The organism is Streptomyces nymphaeiformis, from assembly GCF_014203895.1.
GTDB classification, from domain to species: Bacteria; Actinomycetota; Actinomycetes; order Streptomycetales; family Streptomycetaceae; genus Streptomyces; species Streptomyces nymphaeiformis.
Genome location: NZ_JACHJY010000005.1, coordinates 549147 through 571329, shown reverse-complemented (window position 1 = coordinate 571329; position 22183 = coordinate 549147). Strand labels below are relative to the sequence as shown.

The 22183-nt window shown below is 72.0% G+C and carries 21 protein-coding genes and 1 riboswitch; of the genes, 4 read left to right on the top strand and 17 right to left on the bottom strand.

Going from position 1 to position 22183, the window contains the following annotated elements:
- Positions 1-104: 104 nt before the first annotated feature.
- Positions 105-240, bottom strand: a riboswitch (cobalamin riboswitch).
- A 48-nt stretch (positions 241-288) separates the two neighbouring features.
- From GGE06_RS20040 to GGE06_RS19960, 17 genes are all read right to left on the bottom strand, one after another.
- Entirely contained in the window at positions 289-789 is a 501-nt protein-coding gene (locus tag GGE06_RS20040; protein WP_116158932.1) for a GNAT family N-acetyltransferase, read from the bottom strand.
- 74 nt (positions 790-863) lie between these two features.
- Positions 864-2486 (bottom strand): monocarboxylate uptake permease MctP, encoded by a 1623-nt coding sequence (mctP, locus tag GGE06_RS20035; protein WP_116158931.1) that lies wholly within the window; start codon positions 2484-2486, stop codon positions 864-866.
- The gene (locus GGE06_RS20030) at positions 2483-2737 is read right to left on the bottom strand and encodes a DUF3311 domain-containing protein (protein ID WP_116158930.1); all 255 of its coding nucleotides are present in this window, start codon (positions 2735-2737) and stop codon (positions 2483-2485) included. Before GGE06_RS20030 ends, mctP begins: the two co-directional genes overlap by 4 nt.
- Before the next feature lie 108 nt (positions 2738-2845).
- The gene (locus GGE06_RS20025) at positions 2846-3829 is read right to left on the bottom strand and encodes a LuxR C-terminal-related transcriptional regulator (RefSeq protein WP_116158929.1); all 984 of its coding nucleotides are present in this window, start codon (positions 3827-3829) and stop codon (positions 2846-2848) included.
- Between the two features lie 16 nt (positions 3830-3845).
- The gene (locus GGE06_RS20020) at positions 3846-5795 is read right to left on the bottom strand and encodes an MMPL family transporter (protein ID WP_184931390.1); all 1950 of its coding nucleotides are present in this window, start codon (positions 5793-5795) and stop codon (positions 3846-3848) included.
- Complete coding sequence (locus GGE06_RS20015; protein ID WP_184931389.1) at positions 5785-6750, bottom strand: aldo/keto reductase; 966 nt, start codon at positions 6748-6750, stop codon at positions 5785-5787. Before GGE06_RS20015 ends, GGE06_RS20020 begins: the two co-directional genes overlap by 11 nt.
- A 16-nt stretch (positions 6751-6766) precedes the next feature.
- Entirely contained in the window at positions 6767-7735 is a 969-nt protein-coding gene (locus GGE06_RS20010) for an endonuclease/exonuclease/phosphatase family protein (protein ID WP_184931388.1), read from the bottom strand.
- Positions 7732-8835 carry an endonuclease/exonuclease/phosphatase family protein gene (locus tag GGE06_RS43760; protein WP_184931387.1) on the bottom strand — a complete coding sequence of 368 codons (1104 nt, stop codon included), beginning with the start codon at positions 8833-8835 and terminating at the stop codon, positions 7732-7734. Before GGE06_RS43760 ends, GGE06_RS20010 begins: the two co-directional genes overlap by 4 nt.
- Positions 8828-9871, bottom strand: a complete 1044-nt coding sequence (locus tag GGE06_RS20000; protein ID WP_116158924.1) for a glycosyltransferase family 2 protein — start codon at positions 9869-9871, stop codon at positions 8828-8830. The genes GGE06_RS43760 and GGE06_RS20000 overlap by 8 nt, the downstream gene beginning before the upstream one ends.
- 12 nt (positions 9872-9883) lie before the next feature.
- Positions 9884-10942 carry an NAD-dependent epimerase/dehydratase family protein gene (locus GGE06_RS19995; RefSeq protein WP_184931386.1) on the bottom strand — a complete coding sequence of 353 codons (1059 nt, stop codon included), beginning with the start codon at positions 10940-10942 and terminating at the stop codon, positions 9884-9886.
- Entirely contained in the window at positions 10936-12366 is a 1431-nt protein-coding gene (locus GGE06_RS19990) for an aspartate aminotransferase family protein (protein ID WP_116158922.1), read from the bottom strand. Before GGE06_RS19990 ends, GGE06_RS19995 begins: the two co-directional genes overlap by 7 nt.
- Entirely contained in the window at positions 12363-13316 is a 954-nt protein-coding gene (locus GGE06_RS19985; protein WP_116158921.1) for a lysylphosphatidylglycerol synthase domain-containing protein, read from the bottom strand. The genes GGE06_RS19990 and GGE06_RS19985 overlap by 4 nt, the downstream gene beginning before the upstream one ends.
- Positions 13313-14275, bottom strand: a complete 963-nt coding sequence (locus GGE06_RS19980; protein ID WP_184931385.1) for a UbiA prenyltransferase family protein — start codon at positions 14273-14275, stop codon at positions 13313-13315. The genes GGE06_RS19985 and GGE06_RS19980 overlap by 4 nt, the downstream gene beginning before the upstream one ends.
- Positions 14247-15323 carry a glycosyltransferase family 2 protein gene (locus GGE06_RS19975; protein WP_116158920.1) on the bottom strand — a complete coding sequence of 359 codons (1077 nt, stop codon included), beginning with the start codon at positions 15321-15323 and terminating at the stop codon, positions 14247-14249. Before GGE06_RS19975 ends, GGE06_RS19980 begins: the two co-directional genes overlap by 29 nt.
- Positions 15324-15377: 54 nt before the next feature.
- Positions 15378-15656, bottom strand: a complete 279-nt coding sequence (locus tag GGE06_RS19970; protein WP_116158919.1) for a hypothetical protein — start codon at positions 15654-15656, stop codon at positions 15378-15380.
- 26 nt (positions 15657-15682) lie between these two features.
- On the bottom strand, positions 15683-15883 hold the full coding sequence (locus GGE06_RS19965) for a hypothetical protein (protein ID WP_116158918.1): 201 nt from the start codon (positions 15881-15883) through the stop codon (positions 15683-15685).
- Positions 15884-16270: 387 nt separating this feature from the next.
- Positions 16271-17035, bottom strand: a complete 765-nt coding sequence (locus GGE06_RS19960; protein WP_116158917.1) for a GntR family transcriptional regulator — start codon at positions 17033-17035, stop codon at positions 16271-16273.
- Between the two features lie 285 nt (positions 17036-17320).
- Between GGE06_RS19960 and GGE06_RS19955 the strand changes: the two genes are divergently transcribed.
- The 4 genes from GGE06_RS19955 (at position 17321) to GGE06_RS19940 (ending at position 22182) form a co-directional block, all read left to right on the top strand.
- Positions 17321-18619, top strand: coding sequence for an extracellular solute-binding protein (locus tag GGE06_RS19955; protein WP_116158916.1), 1299 nt, complete (start codon positions 17321-17323; stop codon positions 18617-18619).
- A 138-nt stretch (positions 18620-18757) separates the two neighbouring features.
- The gene (locus tag GGE06_RS19950) at positions 18758-19780 is read left to right on the top strand and encodes a carbohydrate ABC transporter permease (RefSeq protein ID WP_116158915.1); all 1023 of its coding nucleotides are present in this window, start codon (positions 18758-18760) and stop codon (positions 19778-19780) included.
- A gap of 32 nt (positions 19781-19812) precedes the next feature.
- Positions 19813-20649: a carbohydrate ABC transporter permease gene (locus tag GGE06_RS19945; protein WP_116165321.1), complete on the top strand. Its 837-nt coding sequence runs from the start codon at positions 19813-19815 to the stop codon at positions 20647-20649.
- 9 nt (positions 20650-20658) lie between these two features.
- Positions 20659-22182, top strand: a complete 1524-nt coding sequence (locus GGE06_RS19940) for a glycoside hydrolase family 3 protein (RefSeq protein WP_116158914.1) — start codon at positions 20659-20661, stop codon at positions 22180-22182.
- The last annotated feature ends 1 nt before the right edge of the window (position 22183 follow it).

Here is a 22183-nt window from a genome sequence, read left to right as displayed (position 1 = left end):
CCGCGGGCGGGGGAGGCGGGCGTGCGGGCACCCGTACGCGCGGGCGCGCCGCGTCCACCGGCCCACTCCGCGAGGCCCGGACGTCTGTGGCACCCGGAACGGACGGACCGGGCACGCTGTCGGCAGGTCCTCGGACTCACTCCGTACGAAGTGCGAAACCACACGAAGTACACCGTTGCGGGACAGTTCCGGATTCGCGCCGGATTCCCCTGCGTCTACAGCGAGGATGAGCATACATGTGGGGGGCGCCACTCGTGGCACCCCCCACATGTTGTGTCGGTCCCGGAGTCACAACTCCAAGGCGTACGTGCGCAGCGAGTGATCGGGGATCGGCTCCCAGTCCCGTTCGGGGGTCCGGACGAAGCCCAGCCGCTCGTAGATCCGGTGCGCCGAGACCATCAGATCGGCCGTGGAGAGCACGAGCCGCGCGCAGCCGGGGAGGACCCGCGCCCGGTCCACGCAGGCGCGCACGAGGGCCTCTCCGACGCCCCGGCCGCGGGCCGCCGGCGCGACCACGAGCATCCGGAACTCGGCCTCGCCGGGGACGGCGATGTCCGCCCAGGTGGTGCCGCCCTCCGCGAAGGTCACCCCGCCGATGATCCCGCCGTCCGCGTCGACGGCGACGAGCACCTCGCTCTCGCGCGCCCGCCGGGCCGTGTCGCGGAGCACGGCCAGATAGAAGTCGTCCTCGCCGTGCAGCAGCAGCCCGTCATTCAGATAGGTGAACCCGGTGAGGTCGCCGAGCTCCTCGTACTCCTCGGGCCGTACCGCCCTGATCGTGAAATCCATGGGCTCCAGTCTGCCTCCGCGGCACGCGAAGGGGCCCGGGATTTCCCGGGCCCCCTCCTGCACGTGTCCGTGGGTCAGTGCGCTCCGGCGCCGACCTTCGGGAGGTCGCGGACTCCGGCGTCGCCCGCGTCCGCCGTGTAGTCCTCCGGCGAGGTCTCGTCGACGCCCTCGGGGGCCTTCACGGCCTTGAGGACGAAGGTCAGGACGACCGTGACGAGGACGTTGAGCACGAAGGCGGTGAGGCCGATGTAGCCGATCTCGCCGATGCCGGGGATCTCGGCGGCCGAACCGCCGAAGTGCTTCTGCGTCGGGCTGGCCACGCCGTACGCGGCGGCCGTGCCGTAGACCATGCCGACGGCCCAGCCGGCGAGCAGCGCCCAGCGGTGGAACCAGCGGGTGAACAGACCGCCGACGAGCGCCGGGAAGGTCTGGAGGATCCAGATGCCGCCGAGCAGCTGGAAGTTGATGGCGACCGTCTTGTCCATGGTGAGGACGAAGACGAGCGCGCCGACCTTCACCAGGAGGGACACCAGCTTGGAGACCTTGGTCTCCTGCTCCGGGGTCGCGTCCTTCTTGATGAAGTCCTTGTAGATGTTCCTCGTGAAGAGGTTGGCCGCGGCGATCGACATGATCGCGGCGGGGACGAGCGCACCGATGCCGATCGCGGCGAACGCGACGCCCGCGAACCAGTCCGGGAACATGTTCTCGAACAGCTGCGGGATGGCCAGCTGGCCGTTCGTCACCTTCACGCCGGCGGCGATCGCCATGAAGCCGAGGAGGGCGAGCAGGCCCAGCATCAGCGAGTACAGCGGCAGGATCGTGGTGTTGCGGCGGATCACGTTGCGGCTCCTGGAGGAGAGCGTCGCCGTGATCGAGTGCGGGTACATGAAGAGCGCCAGCGCCGAGCCGAGCGCGAGCGTCGCGTACGTCCACTGGCCGGCCTCGCCGGGCACGAGCGCGCCCTTCGGCTTGCCGGTGGCCGGGTTGATCGTCTTGTACGCCTCGGCCGCCTTGCCGAAGATCTCGTCGAAGCCGCCCAGCTTGATCGGGATGTAGATGATCGCCACCGCGATGACGATGTAGATCAGGGTGTCCTTGACGAAGGCGATGAGCGCCGGGGCGCGCAGGCCGGAGGAGTACGTGTACGCCGCGAGGACGCCGAAGGCGATGAGCAGCGGCAGGTCCTTGACGAACCAGTTGGTGTTCTCGCCGCCGCCGACGCCCATCACGTCCAGGACGGCCTGGATGCCGACGAGCTGGAGCGCGATGTACGGCATGGTGGCGAGGATGCCGGTGACCGCGACCGCGAGCGACAGGCCCTTGGAGCCGAAGCGGCCGCGCACGAAGTCGGAGGTGGTGACGTATCCGTGCTTGTGCGAGACCGACCAGAGGCGCGGCAGGAAGGTGAAGATCAGCGGGTACACCAGGATCGTGTACGGGACGGCGAAGAAGCCGGCCGCGCCCGCCGCGTAGATGGCCGCGGGGACGGCGACGAAGGTGTACGCCGTGTAGAGGTCGCCGCCGAGCAGGAACCAGGTGACCCAGGTGCCGAACGACCGGCCGCCCAGGCCCCATTCGTCGAGGCTGTTCTCGTTCTCGGCCTTGCGCCAGCGCGCGGCCAGGAAGCCCATGACCGTGACGGCCAGGAAGAAGAAGACGAAGACGCCGAGCGCCACGCCGTTCACGCCGTCCTTCATCGCGCGTCACCTCCCTTGCGGGCGCGCTGGTCCAGCTGCCACAGCTTGTACGCGACCATGGTGAGCACCGTGGAGATCAGCACCCAGAGCATCTGGTACCAGTAGAAGAACGGGATGCCGGCGAAGAGCGGTTCGACCTTCGCGTAGGAGCTCACCCAGAGCATGGCCACGAACGGGGCGAACAGACAGAGGGCGATCACCACTCTGAGCGGGGTGACGACCGATTGTTTCCCTTGTGCCGCTTGTGACATGGAGATCCCGTCCACTTTGCCGATGATCTGGTGACGCCGAGGAAATCTAGGGGACCGTCGCCGTTCTCGGAACCCCCGTCCGTATCACGGATCTGTTCCTCGGACGGTTCAGAGCCATCCCTCCTTCGTCGCCCGTACCCCCGCCTCGAACCGGCTGCGCGCGCCGAGCCTGTTCATCAGCTCCGAGCTCATCCGCCGCACGGTCCGCAGCGAGACCCCGAGCCGCCGGGCCGCGATGTCGTCCGTGCAGCCGATGCCGAGGAGCATCAGCAACTCCCGCTCCTGCGGGGAGAGGTCGTGGGCGTCGCGGCGCGGGGCCTCGCCGAAGGGGGTGCCCGCGTCCCACAGCCGGTCGAAGAGGACCATGAGCGCGTGGACCAGGCCGGGGCTGCGCACTTCGAGGGCGCCGGCGCGGCCGTCCTCCGGGTCGACGGGGACGAGGGCGGCCTCGCGGTCGACGATCACCATGAGCATCGGGACGACGGGCACGGTCCGCGCCTCGCCGCCGAGGTCGCAGTACCAGCGGACGTACTCGACGGTCGGCGGGTCGTTGCGGAAGCTCTCCTGGTAGATCGAGCGGATCCTCACCCCGCGTTCCAGGGCGAGTTGGTCGAGCGGCTGGCTCGCGTCCATCGTGTCGGGGAGCTGGGCGCCGCCGGGCAGCAGCGAGAGGCACTCGGTGCGGGCGTTCGCGGCCAGGTCCTCCAGGCGTTCGCGGACGTGGTCGAGGCCCGTGATGCGGTCCACGAGGTCGTGCCGGACGCCCGGTTCCGGGCAGTCGGCGTAGGAGGCGAGGATGCCGGCCACCGCCCGGCCCGCCTGCTCGACCTGGCGCTTGCGTTTGCTCAGCTCGGCCTCGGCGCGGGAGAGCAGGAACGAGAAGCCGACGTCCGGGTTGAAGGGTTCGACCTCTCCCGAGGTGTCGTCCATGAGGACGAGCTTGAGGTCCGCGAGGCAGGCGAGCGCCTCGCGGACCTCCGGCTCGGGGCGGCCCAGGTGGGCCGCCATGTCCGTCACGTCGTACTCGGGTCGCTCCAGGAGCAGTCGGTAGACGGCCTCCGTCGACTCCTGTATGCCGAGCGCCTCCAGCATCGGTGATTCCCCCTCGTCACGTTCCGTGGCGCGACCGGTCGGGCCGGTGATCGCGGTCGTCGATGCTAGAGGGGATGGTCCCTCTAGGTCTAGACCAATCGGAATGAACTCGCGGGTGAGGCCACGCGGGTACGGCGGCCAGCGCGTCCACCACCGCGCCCGCCGCGAACCCCGAGACCAGCAGGGCCAGTTCGACCTGCGGACCGATCCCCACCGCGAGCACCGCCAGCGCGCCCGCGCCCGCCGCCACGATCCCCGCCCGGCCGGGGCCGCCCGCCGACCGCTCCAGCGACACGCAGAACGCGAAGGTGCCCACCACCAGCGGCACCCAGCCCGTCACCGCGCCGGCCCCCGCGGGGCCCCACTGCCACAGCACCACGAGCGCCCCCGCCGACGCGCCCGCCGCGAGCAGCCCGCCGAGGACCGCCCGCGCCGCCGGACCCCGCCCCCGCCGCCGGGCGAGGACCCCGAACGCGGCCAGGGCCGCCGACGGGACCGCGTACGGCAGCAGCCCGTACACCCCGTCCACCAGATCCCGGTCCACCACACCCGAACCGCCCACCAGGGCGCCCGTGCCGGCCAGCGCCGACCGCAGCGCCGTCACCGTCCCCGCCCCGGCCGCCGTCATCGGCTCCGCCTCCGGCACGACGACCACCAGGGCGGAGCCCGGGCGGCGCCAGTCGGCGGGCGCCGCCGCGAGCAGCACGCCCGGCACCCGCGCCGCCCGCGCGGCCACCGCCGCCGCGTCCGCGCCCTCGGGTACCAGGACCTCCAGCGGGTTCAGCACCCCCGAGGGCACGCCGGCCGCCGTCAGCAGGTCCAGACCGTCCCGGGCCGGACCGCTCGCCACCAGGGCACGCGCCTCCGGGTTGCCGACCCGCAGCTGCGTGGCCGCGCCGGTGAGCAGGACGAGGAGGGCGAGACCGACGGCGGGGAGAGACGCGGAGAGGACCCGGTTGCCCTGGACGGGACCGGCCGCCGGGAGCGCGCGGGGGATCCGTACGGGCCTCGGCACCGCCCGAGGCCCCACCACCGGCCCCACCACCGGCCCCAGCGTGAGCGCCGCCGCCGTGCCCACCGCGCAGACCGCGAGGCCCGCCACCCCGACCGACCGCAGGAACGCCGCCGGGAAGAGCGCCAGGACCGCGCAGGCCGCCGCGCCCGCCGCGCCGCCCGTCACCGCCGCACGGGCCGCGGCCGCACCCGGCGGCCGCGCCCGGCGGTGCACCGCGACCACGAGCGCCGTCACCGGCACCAGGTACACCACGACGAAGCTGATCTCGGTGAACCCCGCCACCGCCTCCACCAGGACCAGCGCCCCCACCGAGGTCACGGCCGCGAGCAGCAGCGGCGCCAGGACCCCGAGCGGCGAGCGGAACGCCAGGACCAGCACGAGCAGCAGCCCCACCGCGCAGACCGCCTTCGCCGCGAGGGCCACCGCGCCCGGCCCCGCGAGCGCGCTGTCGTGCTGGAGCGGCAGGACGCCCGTCACCTCGACCCGGGCGCCGGGCAGCGCCGACCGCAGCCCCGCGCGCAGCGTGACCGCCGCCTCCTCGACCGCCGTCAGGCCCGCCAGGTCCGGCTTCCCGGCGGCCGGGTAGACCAGCGCGTACTCGGTCCGCCCGTCCGCGCCGAGGAACCCCTCGTCGCCCGTCGCCGCGTACGAGACGGTCCGCGCGCCCGGCCCCGCCGCCCGCTCCAGAGCGTCCGCGAGGGCCTGTGCGTCCCGCGCATCCGGCCAGGTCACGACCGCGACCAGCGGGGCGACCGCGGCCCCGTTCCCGTACCGCTCCTGGACCGCCAGGTTCGCCCGGTGGCCCGGCCCGTCGGACGCGGTGAAGGACTGGTCGAGCCGCCCGAGGCCGAGCACCGCCACCGCCCCGCCGAGCAGCAGCACGAGCAGCCACACCACCCCGACCGCCACCCGGTGCCGCAGCGCCGCGGTCCGTACGCGCTCAGTCCACATCGTCGAGCTGCTTCCTGAGCTCCTCGTCCAGCCGCAGCCCCACCGCGCCCAGGGTCTCGTCCAGCTGCTCCGGCGAACTCGCCCCGATCACCGGAAGGACGGGCAGCTCACCGCCCGACGCCCAGGCCAGGACCACCTGGTTCGCGGTCACCCCGAGCTCCGCCGCCACCTCGGCGAGCACCTTCAGACGCCGCTCGGAGCCCGCGTGCCGGTACTGCTCCGGGATCTCCTTGCCCGGATCGGTGTACGCCCCCGTCAGCTGGGTCGTGTACGCCGTGAACGTCAGCTCCGGCCGCGTCCCCAGGTAGTCGAGCAGCTCCTCCGAGGCGTGCGGGTTCACCCCGAACTCCGCCCCGGGGCGCGGCCGGAGGTAGGTGTACCGCTGCTGCACGGCCGCGTAGTCCGGCAGGTCGGCGGCGGCCGCCGCGCCCCGGGACTCCTCGATCCGCCAGGCCGCGAAGTTCGAGCAGCCGGCCCGGCCGATCTTCCCGACGTCCGCGAGCTCGGCGAAGACGCCCATCGTCTCCGCGACCGGCGTCGCCCGGTCGTCGATGTGCGCGTAGTACAGGTCGATCCGGTCCGTGCCCAGGTTCCGCAGGCTCGCCTCCACCTGGCGGCGGACCACCGGCGCCGAGAGGCCCTCCGCGCACTCCGGCCAGGCCGAGCCCGGCGGGTCCGGCAGCGCACCGACCTTCGTGGCGATGACCATCTCGTCCCGGACGCCCCGGCTGCGCAGCCAGCGCCCGATGAGCAGCTCGCTCTCGGCGCCGGTCGCGCCCGGCTCCCAGAAGGCGTAGGTGTTCGCGGTGTCGATGAAGGTGCCGCCTGCCTCGTGGAAGCGGTCGAGGACGGCGAAGGCCGCGGCCTCGTCGATCCGGGTGCCGAACGGCAGGGTGCCCAGGCAGAGCGTGGACACACGGGGGCCGTCGGGGCCGCCCAGGTTCGTGTACTCCATGGTCGTGTCTTCTCTCTCAGAGGGTGACGGTCAGTTCCTGGACGAGGTGGTCCGAGAGGCCCTCCGCGTCACGGAAGCGGTACGAGCCGACCCGGGCGCCGCCGCCGGTGAACGCCCAGTCGATCCGCCAGAGCCGCAGCCGCGCACGGGCGTTCCAGCTGGCCGGCAGGACCGAACGGCAGGCGCCGACCGCGTCGCGCAGCGAGCGGGGCATCCGGCGGATGTCGCCGATGGCGGCGCTGGTGTTGAAGTCGCCGGTCACCAGGACCGGGTGCGGATTGCCCCGCAGATCGGCGACGAGCGCCGCGTACTCCCGGTCGCGGGCCGCCGCCCGGCGCCGCATGTCCCGGAAGAACGCCGGACGCAGCGGGTTCATCACCGTGAGCTGCACCGGGATGTGCACGTTGTACGTCGACAGGACACCGTCCCCGACCCGCAGGTCCACCCGCAGCGAGCAGGCGCCGACCGGCACCGGCGGCCCGGCGGGCGGGAACCGGGACAGCGTCACGGAGTTGTTGCCGACGGCCAGGTGGTGGCCGGGGAACTCCGCCCGCAGCCGGGCCTCGTCGTCGATGTCCCAGACCTCGCCGCCCTCGAAGCCGTTCAGGTACTCCTGGAGGACGTACACGTCGGCGCCGAGCGAGCGCAGGAAGGCGTAGTAGCGGTCGGGGTCGCCGCCCTGGTTCCAGTGCTGGGTGTTCCAGGACACCAGCCGCAGCCCCTCCCCGCCGGCCGCACGGCGGAGCCCCCGCAGGTTGATCCCGTTCTGCGGCCACGCCACGAGGAGGCAGCCCGCGGCGAGCGCCGCCGCGAGCCGGCCGCCGGCGGCGAGCGCGGCGGCGAGCAGGGCGAGCGGCACGGCCGCGAGGGCCACCGGCGGAAGCAGCGAGACCGCGAGCCACGGCCACCAGCGGCCGTTGAGCACCAGGTGCAGGGCCAGGAAGACCGCCCAGGCGAGGGCGCAGTACAGGACCATCGCCGTCATCCGCTCCCCGGCAGCGACACCCACAGGTCCTGCACGGCATGGTCGGACAGCTCCTCCGGAGCGCCGAAGTCGTACCGCTCGGCCCGCGCCCCGTTCCCGGTGAACGCCCAGTCGGTCCGCCAGAAGGGCTTCCAGCCGCCCTCCTCCCAGCTCGTCGGGTACGGGTCGGTGCTAACCTCCGCCGCGTCGTCGAGGCGCTCCCGCAGCGGGTCCAGGTCCGACATCGCGGCCGTCGCGTTGAAGTCGCCGGCCACGACCACGGGGTTGCGGTTGGCCGCCAGGTCGGCTTCGAGGCCCTCGTACTGCGCCCGGCGGGGGGCGAACCGTTCCCGCATGTGGCGGTAGAAGGCGGCGGAGAGGAGACCGTCCGGCATGCTGTTCCACACCGGCATGTGCACGTTGTAGAAGGACACCGTGCGGCCCCTGACCAGGACGTCCGTGCGCAGCACCTTGTTCGCGCGGTACTCCGTCGGCCAGTCCGCGCCGGGCGGCACCTCCCGGGCCGGGCCCACGGCCGGCTGCCGCAGGATCGGGAAGCGGGAGAGCGTCACCAGCTCGCCCCGGACCGCGAGCCGGTAGCCGGGGAACTCCCGGCGCAGCCGCGCCAGGTCGTCGACCGGCAGCTTCTCCTTCCGGTCGGCGGTGACGTGCTGGTACTCGTGCAGCAGGTACACGTCGGCGTCCTTCGCCTTCAGGAAGGCGTAGAAGTGGTCCTGGGTGCCGAGGAGCTGGTTCCACGAGTTGGTGTTCCAGGCGAAGACCCGCACCGCGTCCGGTCCCGGCCGCGGCTCCGTCCGCCACAGGGCCGCCGGGTCGAGGCCCGACTGCCCGAAGCCCAGGAGGAGGGCGAGCGCGGCGGCGGCGAGGGCCCGCCACCTGGCCGCGACCCGGGCGAGCGGGACGAGGGCCGCGAGGGCCAGGGGCACCAGGACGAAGGCGGCCGGCGGCACGATGCCGACGAGCTGCCCGAGCCAGACGCGGCCGTCCGCCGCCCACTCGACGAGGAGCAGGACGAGCCAGGCGAGGGCGGCTCCCAGGACGAGCGGGTTCCGGCGGTTCCGTACGGGCACGTCCCGAGCCGGCGCGAGCGTGTCAGCCACGGTCGGCACCCACGGTCGCCCGCGCGAGGTCGGGCCGCGGCTGCGGGTCGTACAGGTGCCGGAACCGCTTCGAGCACAGCCACTGCACGCCCGCGACCCCGATCGCCGCGAACACCGTCAGGTTCACCAGGAAGTTGACCGCCACGAAGTACCCGAGGAACAGCCGCCCCCGGTGCCGCCGCACCTCGCGGTACATGTCCAGGTCGCCCCAGACGCCGAGCAGGAACAGGGCGAGCGGGAGCAGTGCCCACGCGGCCCCCCACAGCAGGGGCGCGGCGAGGGCGGCGACCGTCAGGGGCGCGGCCAGGCTGGCGCCCGCGCGCGGGCCGGTGACGAAGCCGCCCTGGAGGTGGCGCCGGCCGAGGATGAGGGGCACGGCGAGCCGGGCGCGGGCGAAGACCTTGTCGAGGACGATCCGCACGGTGTCGTCGTGGTCGTGCCGGCCGCGCACCTCCAGGGAGCTGAGCACCGTGTACCGCTCGGAGATCCGGCGCCCGTAGTCCTGGTCCTCGGTGTGCCGCAGGATCGGGTTGAACGGCCCGACCTCGTCGAAGACCCGCCGGGGCATGGCCAGGATCGCGGTGTGGACGGTGTCGATGACCCCCTCCGACTTCAGCAGCAGGTAGTACTGCTGGAGCGAGCGGTACTCCTCGATCAGGCTGTCCCGGATCAGCGGCTCCGGCTCGTAGGTGCCGCAGATCGCGCCGTACCCCTGCCCGGAGGCGAGGAGTTCGACGGACTTCGCGACCGCGTCGGGGTGCATGGCGACGTCGGAGTCGAGGAAGACCAGGATCTCGCCGGAGGAGAGCTCCGCGCCGAGGTTGCGGGCGACGGCGACCCCGCTGTTGACGCCGGTGGAGACCACGCGCGCGCCGGCCGCGGAGGCGATCGCCGCGGAGTCGTCGGTGGAGCAGTCGTCGACGACGACGATCTCGACGTTCGGGTACGTCTGGGCGAGGGCGGCCTCGACGCACAGGCCGATCGAGCGGCCGTAGTTGTAGTTGGGGACGATGACGGAGACCAGGGGGAGGGACATGATCGGGTACTCCTAGAAGAGGACCTTGGCGAGGGAGAGGGCCCCCTGCCGCCACGGTTCGACACTGGTGACGCCCTCGCTCTTCCGCGCGGGGCGGGCGGTCCGCTGCTGTGCCTGCTGTTGTGCCTGCCACCAGGCGAAGGTGCGCAGGATCGCGTCCTGGTTGGAGTGCTTCGGCCGGAAGCCGAGGACGTCCCTGGCCTTGTCGGTGGAGACGAAGCTGTCGTCGAGGAGCTTGTGGAGCAGGCGTCCGTAGACGGGGGAGAGTCCGGAGCGCTGGAGCAGGCTGAGCGCGGCGAGCGCGGGCCTCGCGGGCAGCGAGCGGACCCGCTTGCCGTGCCCGGCCGCGTCCAGGACGGCCTGGAAGTCCTCGCGTATCGTGCCGAACTCGGTGGCGCCGAGGTTGAACGTGTCGTCGGCGCGCTCGGCGGGCGCCTCCATCGCGGTGACGACCGCGTCGACCAGGTCGGCCACGTCGAACATCTGGATGCGGACGTCGCCCCGGCCGAGGACGGGGAAGTTCCGGCCCTCGGCCGCCCACTCGAAGAGCATCGCGAAGAGCCCCATCCGGCCGGGCCCGAGGAAGGTCTTGGGCCGCAGGATCGGCACGCACGTCCCCCGTCCCCGGAAGCGCTCCGCGACCTCCTCGGCCTCCGCCTTCGCGGCGCTGTACGTGTCGACGGGCTCGCGCGGGTACTCCTCCGGGGTCGGCACCACCTTCGGCAGTCCGTACACGGCGGTCGAGGAGATGTGCACGACCCTGGGCACGGCGTTCGCCTCGGCGGCCGCCAGGACCGCCTCCGTGCCGCCGACGATCACCGAGCGGATGGTGTCCGCCGGGTAGCTGGGCAGGGCGGCGGCGCAGTGCACCACCACGTCGGCGTCCGCCGTGGCCCGCTTCATCGCCGCGGCGTCCCGGACGTCCGTGACCATGTGAGTGAGGTTCGCGTGCTCCGTGCGCGGGGCCCGCAGGTCCACGCAGTGCACCTGCCGGCCCTCGTCGAGCAGCCGCTCGATCAGGGTCGAACCGAGCATTCCGGCACCGCCGGTGACCACGATGCGCTCTACCACAGCGACGACACCTTCTCCTTGACGAAACGGGTGAGCAGACGGGGCAGACCCTGGGCCAGGGTCTTGTCGAGGCAGTCCAGGAAGAACTCGACCTCGTGCGGCTCGGCGACCAGCGAGGGGGCGACCATCAGCGGGTTGTCGCCGTTGAGCGTGTAGTACGTGTAGACGCCGTGGTCCCGGTACAGGGCGTTGACCACCGACGAGGTGACGAGCTTGGTGCGGAAGCGCGGGTCCTTCGTCATCGCGCCCGGCACCAGCTTCGTCAGCACCTCCAGGACCTTCGGGCCCTTGTGCAGGAAGACGCCGTGCAGCGCGCCGTGGCCGCGGACCTCGGCGACCACGTCCGGGTACTCCTTCGCGATCCGCTCCAGACCGGGGGCGAGGATCCGCTCGATGTCCCGGGCGCGGGCCGGATAGTCGTCCTCGACGGCCACGTTGACGGCCTCGATGGCGGTGACCGCCTCCTCGCCGAAGCCGTAGTAGGTGGTGGACGTCGACTGCAGCAGGGCGTCCGTGAGGTTGTCGTACGCCTTGCGGAAGACCGGCTCGCGGGCGACGAACGCGGAGATGGAGGACTTGCCGCCGCCGAAGGACTTCGAGGTGGTGAGGATGTCGGGGACCAGACCCTCGTACCGCATGAAGTGGAAGAGGGTGCCCGTCTTGCCCCAGCCGGTGTAGATCTCGTCGAAGAGCAGCACGATGTCCTCGGCCGTGCACAGTTCCCGCAGTCCGCGCAGGAACTCCTCCGAGCACTCGTTCATCGTCGACGCCGACAGCGGCTCGATGAGGATCGCGTACACATCGGACTCGCCCTTGTCGGTGCGGAGTTCGGCGACCAGCTTCCGTACGGACTCCAGGTCGCCGTACCGGAAGATCCCCACGCCGGGGATGCCGGGGAATTGGAACGTCGAGGCGTTCTGGCCGGTCAGGCTGCCCGAGCCGAGCAGCTTGCCGTGGAAGGAGATGTCGGCCCGCAGCACCCGGGAGCGCCGGCCGCCGTGGTACTTGTACGCCAGCTTGACCGCGCCCTCGACCGCCTCCGCACCGGAGTTGGGGAAGAACGACATGGTCAGGTCGCCGGGCAGCAGTTCCGCCAGGTTGTGGCCGAGGGCCGCGATGTACGGCGAGAAGTAGGTCTTGTGGACCTCCATGCTCCTGCGCTCCTGGAAGCGCTGCCGGGCGGCGAGGATCCGGGGGTGGTTGTGGCCGTGGTTGAGGACGCCGACCCCGCCGGTGAAGTCCAGGACGCGGCGGCCGTCGCGCTGGGTGATCCACACGCCCTCCGCGCTCTCGACGAGCTCCTGGCCGAAGCCGAAGGAGGTCATCAGGGAGACCTGGCTCTTGTTGACGTGGTCCTTGTACAGGCCGTGGACCTGCTTGGTCGTCAGCGACTCGCAGTCGTCGACGGTGTAGAGGGCGGTCATGTCCGTTCCTTCGGGTCGGTGGGGGGAGTCGTGCGGCGGGGGAGGGTCAGGAGGAGGGCGGCGCCCCCGACGAGGACCTCGCTGAGGGTGCAGACCACCCGGCTGGCGACCGCGGCGGCGGTCGCCTCCTGCCAGGGCAGGACGGCGGTCAGGGCCAGGAGCAGCAGGGCCTCGCGGGCGCCCCAGCCGTCCGGCAGCACCACGACGAGGCTGGCGGCGGCGGTGGCCAGGGCGAAGCCGCCCACGCAGACCGGCAGCGCGGTCAGCGGCGGGGCGCCGAGCATCACGGCGAGCGCCCACAGGTGGAGCCCGCCGACCGCCCAGGAACCGGTCGCGGAGGCCAGCGCCCGGCGCATGCCCCGGTCGCTCGCCCGGGCCTCGGGGGCGGGCCGGCGGGCCAGGCGGGCGGCGGTGGCGGCCAGGCGGTGGAGCAGTCGCGGTTTCACGACGAGCAGCAGGGTGACCGCGCCCGGCAGCACCAGCCACCAGGCCTCGGCCCCGATCGTCCAGGGCGCGGCGACCGGGCCGACGGCGAGACCGGTGAGGACGGCCACGATCAGGTTGAGCAGGAAGACGGCGAGCACGACCGGAGCCGGCACCCCGGCCGCGCCGCCCATCCGCAGCTGGGCGAGGACGCCCCAGACGGCGCCCGGCACGTACTTGCCGAGGTAGGAGGTGAAGTAGATCCGGGTCGCGGTCCGGCCCGGCACCCGCGGCCCCAGGTCGGACAGCAGGGTCCGCCAGGTGGCCATGGACAGCAGCACGGCGCCGGCGTTGGCCGCGAGCGCCGCCAGGAGGTACGGGACGGATCCGGGCCGCAGGACCAGGGCGGCGAGCTCGCCGGCCCGGCCGTACAGGGCGAAGCCGATGCCCGTGACGACCGCGACGGGGAAGAGGACGGGGAGCAGGCGCCGTACGCCGCCGGGGGCGGGGACGGTGACCGCCGTCATGAGCCGATCCGGCCCAGCAGCCACGCGCCGGCGAGCAGCGCCGACCACAGCAGGGCGTTGGAGACGGTCATCCGGTCGCTGAACAGGGCCCGCGAGGGGTTCCCGCCGCCCGCGTCGACCACGATCAGCTGGAGGTAGCGGGCGAGGCCGAAGAGCGCGAAGGGGGCGGTGAGCACCGCTACCAGCGGGCCGTGCGCGCCGAAGACCGGGCTGCCCTGGACGTACAGCACGTAGCTGACGGCCGTGAGGACCGCGGTGAAGGCGAGCAGCTGGTCGAGGAAGCCGAGGGTGTAGCCGCGCAGCGCGGGCCGGTGCAGCACCCCGCCGACCGCCATCTCGTGCCGCCGCTTGCCGAGGATCAGCAGCAGGCAGAGCGAGAAGACGCAGAGCGCGAGCCAGTCCGGCACCGGGTTCCCGGAGGCCAGGCACCCCTGGGCGAGGCGCAGCACGAATCCGAGGGCCACGATGAAGACGTCGAGCAGCGGGACGTGCTTGAGGCCCTTGCTGTACGCGGCGTTGAGCGCGACGTACGCGGCGACCGGCCACCAGTCCGCGAGCCCGGCCGTGCCGGTGAGCGAGGTCAGGCCGACGGTGACCGCGAGGAGGGCGGCCAGCGCGGCGGCGAAGGACACGGCGGTGGCGACGCCGATCCGCCCGGCGGCGATCGGCCGGTGCCGCTTCTCCGGGTGACGCCGGTCGCGGTCCCGGTCGCCGATGTCGTTGACCAGGTAGATCAGCGCGGACGCGAGGGTGAAGACGGCGATCGCGGCCAGCGCGCCGCCGAGCGCGGCGCCGTCGAGGTGGGGGGCGCCGAGCAGGCCGAGGGGGACGACGACCAGGTTCTTCGTCCACTGTCCGGGGCGGACGAGGGCGGTGAGGTCGGCGAGACGACCGGGGGGACGGGAGGCCGGCGGACGGACCGCCGGCGCCTCACGTCCGGTCAGCGTGGGCGTGGCCATGGACGTACTCCTGTGGGGAGGGGCGTACGGAGGTGGAGGTGGGGGAGGCGGTGGCGTCCCGGCGGCGCACGCTCGGGCCGAAGTCCGGCTCGGTGAGCCAGCGGACGGCGCCGCGGGCCGCGCCGAGGACGATCGCCTGGTGGAGCAGGAAGTGGACCGCGGTGAAGTAGAGGAGGAAGCCCGGGCCCCGGGTCCGCAGCGCGAACCGGCTCAGACCCGGATCCGCGCAGGCGAAGAGCAGCGCGCACAGCGCCGGGACGAGCAGCAGCCAGGGGGACAGCAGACCGAGGAGCAGGGTGGGGAGGGTCAGCGCGGCGGCGAGGACGCCGAGCGGCCGGTTGGCGGTGAGCCCGCCCTCCCGCATCTGCCCGAGCGCCGCGATCAGCAGCTGCGAGCGCCGGTACTGCTCCGAGAGCATCGCTCCGAGCCGGTCCACGTCGTCGTGGCGGCCGCGGATCGCCTCGGTCATCAGGATCCGGTGGGAGCGGACGAGCCGGCCGCTGTACTCGACGTCCTCGGAGTCCCGGAGGTTCTCGTCGAAGGGACCGGTCTCCTCGAAGACCTCCTTGCGGATGGCGCCGAGGGCGAAGAAGGCGGTGCGGACCTCGCCGGCGGCGCGGCGGCGCCAGAAGTGGGCGTGGAGGGCGTGGTAGCGCTCGACGGGCCCGTCGTCGAAGAGCGGTTCGGGGTCGAGGACGCCGTGGACGCAGCCGAGGCCGGGGTCGTCCCGGAGCAGGTCGGCGGCGTGGGCGAGGGCCTCGGGGTGGAGGGCGGTGTCGGAGTCGAGGAAGAAGAGGACCTCGCCGCGGGCGGCGGCGGCCCCCATGTTCCGGGCGGCGGACACCCCGCGGTTGTGGGGGTTGGCGATGAGGACGACGCCGAACTCGCGGGCGATGTCCCGGGAGCGGTCCGTGCTGGCGTCGTCCACGACGATGACGTCGAGCGGGGCGTGGGTCTGGGCGAAGACCGAGGTGAGGCAGGCGCGCAGGGTCTTCTCGTAGTTGTAGTTGGGGATGATGACGGACACGCTGGGACGGGCCCTGGGCATGGGGGTTCCTTGGTGGGGTTCCGTGGGGCGGGGCTCTTCGGGCGGTGGGGGGCGTCAGAGGAGCCGGAAGTCCGCGATGCGGTGGCGGGAGAGCTCGGGGGAGTGGCCGAGGAGGAGCCGGCAGAGCCGCAGCGCGTGGCCGACGGCCTCGATCTCGTCGGGGCCCCGGATGTACAGGGCGAGCCGGACGGTCCGGTCGAGGACCAGCGCCCGGGCGGACTCGAAGCGGTCCTGCGGCCGGGCGACGCGGTGCAGCGTCTCGACGAGCCGTGCGGCGGACGGGGACGGCGGGGGGCCGGTGTCCGGTGCGGGGTCGTCGTCCGGTGCCCTCATCGAGACGCCGATGAGATAGATGGGGATCAGCCCCAGGAGAAGCCGTCGTTGACGTCGCCGGGCTGCGGGGTCGCGGTGACCGCGGAGGCGGTGACGGCGGCCGTCCCGGCGGGCGCCGGCTGGGCGGCCAGGACGAGGGTCAGCGCGGCCGCGGCGGGGACGGCGAGGGCGACGGCGGCACGGAGCTGAATGCGGGCGAAGGTGGCGAAACGGGCGCTGCTGGGCATGGCGGGGCTGCCTTCCTGGACGGTGCGGAACGGGGATCGCGGGGTGGTTCCCCCGGGGCCGCTCCCGGGCTCTGCCGGGCGGCTTCGACATGTCCAAGACTGGCCTGCCGGGGGTGCCCTGTCACCGGAGAACGGCTGGCGCCAACCGCGTGGCCGTTAGGGGCCAGCGCGTGCCGCGGGCTTCCGCGCGCCGTTCACCAGGGGCTTTCCGGGAGGCGTCACGTTCCTGCCGGGCGGAAGGTGCCGGGTGCCCGTCACGTCTCCGTACGGCCCGCGTGAGGCCTCCCGGAACGGCGGACGGCCGCTGGAACGGCGAACGGCCGCTGGAACGGCGAACGGCCGCACCCCCCGCCGGGGTGCGGCCGTTCATGTCGTACGGGAAGGGGCTCAGCCGTTGGGGCGCTTCAGGCGCGCCACGAACTTGTACCGGTCGCCCCGGTAGACGGACCGCACCCACTCCACCGGCTCGCCCTGGGCGTCCAGCGAGTGGCGGGAGAGCATCAGCATCGGCAGGCCCACGTCCGTGCCGAGCAGCCCGGCCTCGCGCGGGGTGGCGAGGGAGGTCTCGATGGTCTCCTCGGCCTCGGCGAGGTGCACGTCGTAGACCTCGGCGAGCGCCGTGTACAGCGAGGTGTACTTCACGAGCGAGCGGCGCAGCGCGGGGAAGCGCTTCGCCGACAGGTGGGTGGTCTCGATGGCCATCGGCTCGCCGCTCGCGAGGCGCAGGCGCTCGATGCGGAGCACCCGGCCGCCGGCCGAGATGTCGAGCAGCCCGGCGAGGGTGTCGTCGGCCGTGACGTACCCGATGTCGAGGAGCTGCGAGGTGGGCTCCAGGCCCTGGGCGCGCATGTCCTCCGTGTAGGAGGTGAGCTGCAGGGCCTGCGAGACCTTGGGCTTGGCCACGAACGTGCCCTTGCCCTGGATGCGCTCCAGACGGCCCTCGACGACCAGCTCCTGGAGCGCCTGGCGCACGGTGGTGCGCGAGGTGTCGAACTCGGCGGCGAGCGTGCGCTCCGGCGGGACCGGCGTGCCGGGCGGCAGGGTCTCCGTCATGTCGAGCAAGTGTCGCTTGAGCCGGTAGTACTTGGGCACGCGCGCGGTGCGGGTGGGTGCCCCGCTCTCTGTCTCCGTACTGCCCGCGTCCGTGGCCATGGCCTGCCTTCCCGACTCCTGTGCTGCTGCCGTCACCGGCTCCTCCGTCTGTCGCGGCTCACATGGTGGCACGGACCGGTCACGGGTCGTCGCCCTCCCTCAGGTGTCGGTCCGATAACGGACGCGACTGCCCTTCTTATACACCCTTGACACCCCTAAAGGTCTAGGCCAAGCTCCGGGTACTGGTCTAAACCATTAAAGACCAGGTCCCAGCCCCACGAGCATTACCTGACGTATGTCTTCGCGCGGTGGGCAGGGGTTGCAGGCATCCCTGAGGAGGGTGGCGTGAAGCGCAAGCTCATCGCGGCGATCGGCGTCGCGGGCATGATGGTCTCCATCGCTGCGTGTGGTTCCGACAGCGGCAGTGACAAGGGCAAGGACGGCGGCAAGGCCGCCGGGGGCGACAAGACCCTGACCGTCTGGGTGATGGACGGTTCCGCGCCGGACGCCTGGATGGCCGAGGTGAACAAGGCCTTCGAGGCCAAGCACCCGGGCGTCAAGGTCAAGGTCGAGAAGCAGATCTGGAACGGCATCCAGGAGAAGGTCACCACCGCCCTCTCCGAGGACACCCCGCCGGACGTCCTGGAGCTCGGCAACACGCAGACCGCGGGCTACGCGGTCACCGGCGGTCTCGCCGACCTGTCCGGCGACAAGGCCACGCTCGGCTACGACGCCTGGAACAAGGGCATGGTCGCCTCCAACGAGCTGGACGGCAAGCTCTACTCCGCCCCGTGGTACGCCGCCAACCGCGTCGTCGTCTACGACAAGGCCGCCTTCAAGAAGGCCGGCGTCACCCCGCCGAAGACCCGCGCCGAGTGGATCGACGGTCTGAAGAAGCTCAAGGCGTCCGACCCGAAGTCGCAGGCCATCTACCTGCCGGGTCAGTCCTGGTACGTCCTCGCCGGCCTCATCTGGGACGAGGGCAGCGACCTGGCGGTCAAGGACGGCGACAAGTGGAAGGGCAACCTGTCCTCCCCCGAGGCCGTCAGCGCCATGAACTTCTACAAGGAGCTGGCGTCCTACTCGACCGCTCCGAAGGACAAGGACGAGGCGACCCCGCAGCAGTCCACCGACATCATCCCCAAGGGCGGCGTGGCGTCCTGGATCGGTCTCGGCTGGGAGGCCGGCGGCGCGATCGACGCCATGAAGAAGGCCGGCAAGACCGCCGACTTCGGCTACTTCCCGATCCCGGGCAAGACCGCCGACAAGCCGGGCTCCGTCTTCCTCGGCGGCTCGAACCTCGCCATCGCCGAGCGCTCCAAGAACAAGGACCTCGCGAAGGAGTGGCTGGCCCTCGCCGCCGGCAAGGAGTTCATGACGAAGTACGCGACCGCCACCGAGGGCGCGCTGCTTCCGAACACCGACTCCGCGCAGTTCAAGCCCGCCGCCGGCTCCTTCGCCGAGGCCATGGCGGCCTCGTCCGCCTCCGGCAAGGTCACCCCGGTCACCCCGGGCTGGGCGAACGTCGAGACCGCCCCGAACCCGATCAAGGACTACATGACCAAGGTCCTGAAGGGCGAGGACGCCAAGAAGGCCGGCGAGGCGGCCGACAAGGTCATCAACGAGCGCATCAACCAGCAGTAATCCGTAGCCCCGGTGGTGCGGCCGGTGTCGCACCGGCCGCACCACCGGCGCGTTGCAGCGATGCAGTGATCAGCGGCCCGCTCCCCCGGGCCGTGCCCCGGTGGGCGCGGGAGCCCCAGAACCGCGAGGAATAAGACCATGACCGTGGACTCCCAGGGGACGGCGACCGCCGGTCCCCAGGACGCGCCCGGGAGGGCGGCAGGGAAGTCTCAGACTCCGCCACCCTCTTCGGGCCCGAAGGAAGTCCTTCAGCCTCCACGCGGCAGACGCTCCCTGCCCAGCGGGGTGCTGCCGTACCTGCTCGTCGCGCCTGCCCTGCTGTCCATGGCGGTGCTGCTGCTCTACCCGCTGATCCGCAACGTGATCCTCTCCTTCCAGCAGCTCAACCGGAAGGAGTTCATCACCCGCGAGACGGTCTGGACCGGCTTCGACAACTACACGGAGCTCCTCGGCGACGGGGACTTCTGGACCGTCGTCGTCCGAAGCGTCGTCTTCACCGCCGTCAACGTCGCGCTGATCATGGCGATCGGCACGGCCATCGGCCTGCTGCTCAACCGCCTCGGCAAGAAGATGCGACTGGTCCTCTCGCTGGCCCTGATGTTCGCCTGGGCCATGCCGATCGTCGCCTCCGTCACGGTCTTCCGCTGGCTCTTCGACGAGCAGTTCGGCGTCGTGAACTGGCTGATGCGCACGCTGGGCTTCTCCGGCTACGACCAGCACAACTGGTTCGAGACCGGCTTCTCCACCCTGGTCATCGTCCTGATCCTGCTCGTCTGGGGCTCCGTCCCCTTCGTCGCCCTCAACATGTACGCCGGCCTGACCACCATCGGCTCCGAGCTGTACGAGGCCGCGAAGATGGACGGCGCGAGCGGCTGGCGCACCTTCTGGGCCGTGGTCTTCCCGAACCTGAAGTCCTTCTTCATGATCACGACGTTCCTGGAGATCATCTGGATCTTCAAGGCGTTCGCCCAGGTCTACGCCATGAACCTCGGCGGTCCCGACCGAGGCTCCGAGACCCTCCCGGTCTTCGCCTACATCGAGGGCGTCGGCCAGTTCCACTACGGCGTCGCCGCCGCCATCTCCATCCTGACGATCGTGATGCTCATCGCGGTCATGTCCTTCTACTTCCGCCTGATCCTGAAGGAGGAGGAGGAGCTGTGAGCGCCGCCACCACCACCCCGACTCCGCAGAAGCTGCGCACCCGCAAGCCGCTCACGGTCGGTGCGGTCGCCAAGAACCTCGGCGCCCTCGTGCTCGCCGTCGTGTTCGTCTTCCCGGTCTACTGGATGTTCTCGTCCTCGCTGAAGCCGCAGCACGAGATCATGACCAAGGACCCGGTCTTCGTCTTCACCCCGACGTTCGAGAACTACAAGACCGCGACCGGCGTCGACCTCTTCTGGACGTACGTCACGAACAGCCTCACGGTCACCATCGGCGCCGTCCTGCTCGCCCTGGTCGTCGCCCTGGCCGCGAGCTTCGCGATCGCCCGCCTCAGGTTCAAGGGGCGCAAGGGCATCGTCCTCATCGTGATGATGGCGCAGATGGCCCCCTGGGAGGTCATGGTCATCGCGATGTACATGATCTCCCGCGAGAACGACCTGCTGAACAGCATCCCGATGCTGACGCTCATCTACTTCGTCATGGTCCTCCCCTTCACGATCTGGACCCTGCGCGGCTTCATCGCCGCCGTCCCGGTCGAGCTGGAGGAGGCCGCCCAGATCGACGGCTGCACCCGGGGCCAGGCCTTCCGCAAGGTGATCTTCCCGCTGCTCGCGCCCGGCCTGATGTCGACCTCGCTCTTCGGCTTCATCACCGCCTGGAACGAGTTCGCCATGATCCTCATGCTGAACAAGGAGAAGGAGTCGCAGACCCTGACGCTCTGGCTGACCCAGTTCCAGACCGCGTTCGGCAGCGACTGGGGCGCCACCATGGCCGCCTCCACGCTCTTCGCCCTCCCCGTGCTCATCGTCTTCCTGTTCCTCCAGCGCAAGGCCGTCGGCGGCATGACCGCCGGCGCGGTGAAGGGATAACGGCTCGCCATGACCACACTCGTACACGGCTCGGACACCCTGACCCGTGACGCGCTCACGGTCCTCCAGCCCGGCTTCGTCGGCACCACCGCGCCCGACTGGCTGCTCCGCCGCATCGGCGAGGGCCTGTCCTCGGTCGGCCTGTTCGGCCGGAACATCGTCAGCCCCGAGCAGCTCGCCGCGCTCACCGCGCAGCTGCGCGCCGAGCGGGACGACGTCCTCGTCGCCATCGACGAGGAGGGCGGGGACGTCACCCGCCTCGAGGTCAAGCAGGGCTCGTCCTTCCCCGGCAACTACGCCCTCGGCAGCGTCGACGACGTCGAGCTCACCCGGGCCGTGGCCCGCGAGCTCGGCCGCCGGCTCGTGCAGTGCGGCGTCGACCTGAACTGGGCGCCCTCGGCGGACGTCAACTCCAACGCCGAGAACCCCGTCATCGGCGTCCGCTCCTTCGGACCCGACCCGGACCTCGTCGCCCGGCACACCGTGGCGTACGTCGACGGCCTCCAGGGCGTCGGGGTCGCGGCCTGCACGAAGCACTTCCCCGGACACGGCGACACCAACGTGGATTCCCACGACGCGCTGCCCCGGATCGATGTGGACCTCGCCACACTGCACGCCCGTGAGCTGGTACCTTTCCGCGCGGCCGTCGCCGCGGGTACCAAAGCGGTCATGAGCGCGCATATTCTGCTCTCCGCGCTCGACCCCCACCGTCCGGCCACCCTGAGCCCGCAGATCCTCACCGGTCTGCTGCGCCAGGAGCTGGGCTTCGAGGGGCTGATCGTCACCGACGGCATGGAGATGCAGGCCGTCGCGGCGACGTACGGCATCGAGCGCGGATCGGTCCTCGCGATCGCCGCGGGCGCCGACGCCATCTGCGTCGGCGGCGGGCTGTGCGACGAGGACACCGTGCTGCAACTGCGCGACGCGCTGGTGAACGCGGTACGGACCGGTGAACTGCCCGAGGAGCGGCTGGCCGACGCCGCGGCGCGCGTGCGCGCCCTGGCGGCCTGGACCCAGGCGCACCGGGCCAGGGGGGCTGGATCGGTGCCGGGCGCGGCAGTGCAGGAGGGGACCGCGCCCGGCACCGACATCGGACTCGTGGCCGCCCGCCGGGCCCTCAAGGTGACCCGCGGGGAGCACCCCCACACGCCGATGTCCGACGCCCCCTACGTGGCCTCCTTCACCCCGGTCGCGAACTTCGCGGTCGGCGACGAGACGCCCTGGGGCATCGCGGCCGAGCTGGAGCGCCTGCTCCCCGGCACGGAGACCGGCTCGTACGACGAGCCGTCCGTGGACGCCGTCCTGGCCGCCGCGGGGGAGCGGCGCATCGTCGCGGTCGTACGGGACGCCCACCGGCACCCGTGGATGATCCAGGCCCTCGACGGCCTCCTCGCGGACCGCCCCGACACCGTCGTGGTCGAGATGGGCCTCAACGAGGCGGAGCCCCGCGGGGCCCTGCACATCGCCACGCACGGCGCGGCCCGGGTCTGCGGCCGCGCGGCGGCGGAGGCCGTGGTCGGCACCGGCGCCTGAG